This is a genomic window from Armatimonas sp., assembly GCF_964826245.1.
In genome coordinates, this window is the sequence record NZ_CBAYMC010000309.1 from 1 (window position 1) to 4,252 (window position 4,252).

The following is a 4,252-nucleotide window of genomic DNA, read 5'->3' on the forward strand; positions in this document are numbered from 1 at the left end:
GTGAGGGTGAGATCGGCCCGATGGCGCTTGATAGCTACGCCAGCGCCAAGCGTGTCGCGGCCAATATCGCTCAAGTCTCCCAGAAGCGTGTCATGCCGCCGTGGAAGCCCGTTGACGGCCACGGGGAGTTTGCGGGCGTACGCAAGCTCTCCGAGGCGCAGATTCAGCTTATCTCGCTCTGGTCGGAATCAGGGACTCCGGCGGGAGAGCTCTCCAAAGCACCCGCTCCTCCCAAGTTTGCCAAGGGCTGGACCCTCGGGGAGCCCGATCTCATCCTCAAGATGCCACAGAGCTACCAAGTCGCGCCGTCGGGGGCGGATGTCTACCGCTGTTTTGTGATTCCCACCGGGGTGACCGAGGATAAAGAAGTTGTGGCCGTGGAGTACCGGGCGGGCAATAAAGCCGTGGTACACCACGTGATTGGCTACCTCGACACACAAGGCCGTGCTCGTAAGATGGACGAAGCCGAGGCGGGGCCGGGCTACACCAGCTTTGGCGGACCCGGTTTTCTGCCCAGTGGTGAGCTCGATGGCTGGGCTCCCGGAAAGCTGCCCTACTTTCTCCCCGATGGCATCGCGCGGTCTCTGCCCAAGGGAAGCGACTTGGTCATGCAGGTGCACTACCACTCCAATGGTAAGCCCGAAGAGGATTTGACGCAAGTGGGGATCTACTTTGCCAAGAAGCCTATCACCAAGCGCCTGGGAATCCTGCCGCTGATTGCGCCGCTGAGTATTCCCGCCGGTGAGGCCAACTACAAGACCTCATCGAGCTTTCCCATGCCCTTTGATGCCAAGGCGATCTTTGTGATTCCACACATGCACTTACTGGGACGCGAGATTGGGATCGAGGCGACCCTGCCGGGCGGGAAGAAGCTGCCCCTGATCCAGATCAATGACTGGGACTTTAACTGGCAGGACACCTACAACTACAAAGACTTTGTCTCGCTTCCCAAGGGAACCCAGCTCACGCTCCGTGCACGCTACGACAACTCCGCTGCTAACCCGCGCCAGCCCAACAATCCCCCGCAAAATGTCGCCTGGGGAGAAGCCACCACCGACGAGATGTCTATCGCCTTTATCGGCTATATCGCCGACAACGAGAACGACCCAATGGTCAAACTCTTCGCCAGCTTTCTTGGTGGAGGTAAGCGCTAGAGACTGAGCAGAGCGTCTAGGGAGTCTAAAGCGGCTCCTTGCTCCCAGAGCTGCTGCCACGAGGACTCGGGGAGTGCTTCTTTTGTCCTGCGAGTGGCTTCGTCGCGGTGTGGGTGCTTGTCCTCGACTTCGTCCTTGCCTTCGCGGAGCTTTGCGGCGTAGCTCAAGTATGGGACGGCGAGAGCTGCCTTATCTTGGCGGGCGTGCAGACACGCTAAAACATCCAGGGACTCGCCACAGAAGACAGGCAGGCCGATCTCCAGCCGAAGCCGTGCGCTCTCGTGCAGGGCTGGGATGGCATCATCGTACTGTTTTTGTTCTAGCCAGATGGCTCCGAGAGCGTACTGAAGCCCCGCGATGGAGCGCTTTGCCTTTTGTTGGCGGCGGAGCTGGAGCGACTCACTCAGAGAGCAAATCGCCTCAGGAAACGCTCGCTGTGCTTTCTGGACGAGGCCCAGGTAGTAGAGAGAGAGGGCTAGCCAGCCGGGATCGCCCAGCTCACGCCAGTGCTGTGCACTTTCTTTTAAGTACGGGATGGCTTCGTTATAGCGGGCTTCCAGGTAAGAGAGTACCCCAAGCTGATGAACGACTGCGGCGACTCCGCCGCGCATTCCGAGCCGTCGCCGTGCCTCTAGGGCCTCGTTCATGTAGCGCCGCGCCGCTGAGTAGTCATCAAGGCTGCGGGCAATGAGTCCCAGGTTCGCGTTGATCTCTGCCAGCCCCGCTTCGTCACCTAGCTCCTGAAAGAGTGCACGGCTCTGGCGATTGTACGCGCTGGATTCTTGGAGCTGCCCCAGGTTCCACGCCAAGTGTCCCAAGCTTGCCAGAACCGATGCCTGTCCGCCTTTGTGCTGACAGCGCACAAAACACGCTTGGCTTTGCAGGTAGAGATCGCGTGCCTGATCGGAGTGGCCTTGGTTCCAGTGAGCTAGGCCCAAGACGCGTAGGGCCTCACCCTCAGCCCAGCCATCTTGGTGGCGTTGTGCCCGCTGTAGAGCCTCGTTTAAGGCGTGATAGGTCGTGTCGTAGTCTGCCGTCTCATAGGCCAATATCCCTGCCCCGAGCCAAGCCCGTCCCTGAAGTGCTTCGGGAAATGCAGTGCCACTCTCTAAAAGCTGACGGAGCGTTCTGAGCCCTTCTAGCCGGTAGCCTTGCTCCCGCCAGAAAAGCCAGAGGTTTCCGGCGAGCTCCAGCGCAAGCTCAGGGTGGGATTGGACGGCATCACTCAGGATAAGACGGATATTGTCGTGGGCGGCTTCGAGGCGCTGGTGCCAGTAGTGCCGGTTCGGGCCAAAGTACTCGGCGACCGCTTGTTTGGCTTGGTTTGAAATATACTGCAAGTAGCGCTGACGAGCCGCACGGCCTGCATCCCCGAGTTCTTGCTCCATGACATACTCTCGAACGGTTTCGAGAAGGCGATAGGAGTCGTGTTCCGGAGAAAAGGCAATGAGCGACTTGGAGACCAGTGCGGGAAGCTGAGTCAGGCCCTCGGGGCAGGCCACTTCGCCCGCATCCAGGGAAAAAGGACTAATGAAGATGGCAAGCTGGCGCAGTGCCGTCTGCTCGTCCTTCGTGAGAAGCTCCCAGCTCCAGTCCATTGCGGCGCGTAGGGTCTGCTGGCGGCGCAGCATGGTGCGACTGCCTCCCGTGAGAAGATCAAAGCGTGCATCTAGACGGCGCACTAGCTCCGAGAGGGGAAGCGACCCGAGGCGCGCCGCCGCAAGCTCAATCGCTAAGGGCAGGTCATCTAAGCGCTGGCAGAGCTGGCGCACCAGAGGGCGATTTTGCTCTGTGAGCTGCCAGCCAGGAAGGACTTTCTGAGCACGGGCCTGGAAAAGCTGAAACGACTCGTCTTCGGCGAGGGCAGGAACACGCCAGATGGTCTCACTGGAGAGCCCCAGCGGCTCGCGGCTGGTGGCGAGAAAGAAGAGCGTTGGACAGGCAGTCAGGAGCGTATCTACCTCATCGGCGATGGCATCCAGCAGGTGCTCACAGTTGTCGAGCGCAAGCAAGAGCTTTCGGTTGGCAAGTAGCGTGGCCAGCTCTGCCGTCTCCGAGAGCTCAAGCGCGGTAGCAATACGGGCTCGCACGAGGCTAGGGTCACTGAGAGCCGCTAGGTCTACCCAAGCGATGCCATCCGAAAATCGTGGGTCGTCTTGGAGGCTCTCTAGGGTGGCGAGGGCGAGGCGGGTCTTACCGACACCACCCGTGCCCACTAAAGTAAGAAGACGTGTTTCCTCGAAGCGAGCCTGTAGCTGCTCCAGCGCGTCGTGGCGGCCTATGAGTGCGGTGGGAGTGAGAGGCAAGCGGCTGCGTGTGGGAAAGGCAATTTTAGGGGGGGGGCGCGACGCGCTTCGGCGAGAAGCTGCTCATAAAGCGCTGTGGTCTCGGGTGTGGGAAGGATACGGAGGTTCTCGCTGAGCCAGAGTCGTAGATCTCGGTAGGTCTGCATCAGTGTGGCAGGGTCGCCGCGCCGTGCCTGTGCCTCCATCAGAGCGCTCCAAGCCGACTCGCGGGCAGGGTCAAGGGCAATAAGGCGTTTAAGCGCGATAATAGCGTCCTGCAATGTCGTGGCGGATCGTGCAAGGCGCTCCAGAGCCCCTAAAAACTCTTGCTCACGCTGCATGCGCTCGGTCTGGATCCAGTCATCGTCCCAGTCCGTGAGAAGTGGCCCCCGGTAGAGAGAGACGGCTGTCGTATCGTCACTCTGTTGAAGCGCGTGATCAAAGCCCCAGAGATCACAGGCGGTTTGGGGGAGTGCCAGCGCCAGAGTGCCTGCTGTCTCCGTCAGTGCATCTGCAACATGGGCGAGGCGTTGTTTGAGCTCCATGAGGCTGCGACGAAGGTAAAAGCGTCCCTGCGACTCCGTGACTTCGGGCCAGAGAGTGGCAGCCAGCCGGGCGCGAGACTGTGGACCCTGAAGTGCAAGAAGAGCCAGGAGCTTTTCACCGGCGAGGTGACGTGGGCCGTGGGGTAAGAAATCGCCCTCCACACGTAGCTCCATTGTCCCAAAGAGCCGCAATGTCAAGTCCATTCGCAACTAAATTCGGCATCGGTAACAAAAATCCTGCCGTGCTGGTAACGTCTCTGGTAACACC

3 protein-coding genes are annotated in these 4,252 nt (G+C 60.1%); 1 reads left to right on the forward strand and 2 read right to left on the reverse strand.

The annotated features are described in order from the left end of the window. A partial coding sequence (locus tag AC1XOS_RS20295; protein ID WP_481964033.1) for a monooxygenase occupies positions 1 to 1,154 on the forward strand: 1,154 nt, incomplete at its 5' end. Here AC1XOS_RS20295 and AC1XOS_RS20300 read toward each other — a convergent pair. Both AC1XOS_RS20300 and AC1XOS_RS20305 read right to left on the reverse strand, forming a co-directional pair. Next, entirely contained in the window at positions 1,151 to 3,460 is a 2,310-nt protein-coding gene (locus AC1XOS_RS20300) for an ATP-binding protein (protein ID WP_481964034.1), read from the reverse strand. The genes AC1XOS_RS20295 and AC1XOS_RS20300 overlap by 4 nt on opposite strands. Continuing rightward, a complete protein-coding gene (locus tag AC1XOS_RS20305) occupies positions 3,433 to 4,188 on the reverse strand; it encodes an AfsR/SARP family transcriptional regulator (RefSeq protein ID WP_481964035.1) in 756 nt (251 codons plus the stop codon). The genes AC1XOS_RS20300 and AC1XOS_RS20305 overlap by 28 nt, the downstream gene beginning before the upstream one ends. Positions 4,189 to 4,252: the final 64 nt, after the last annotated feature.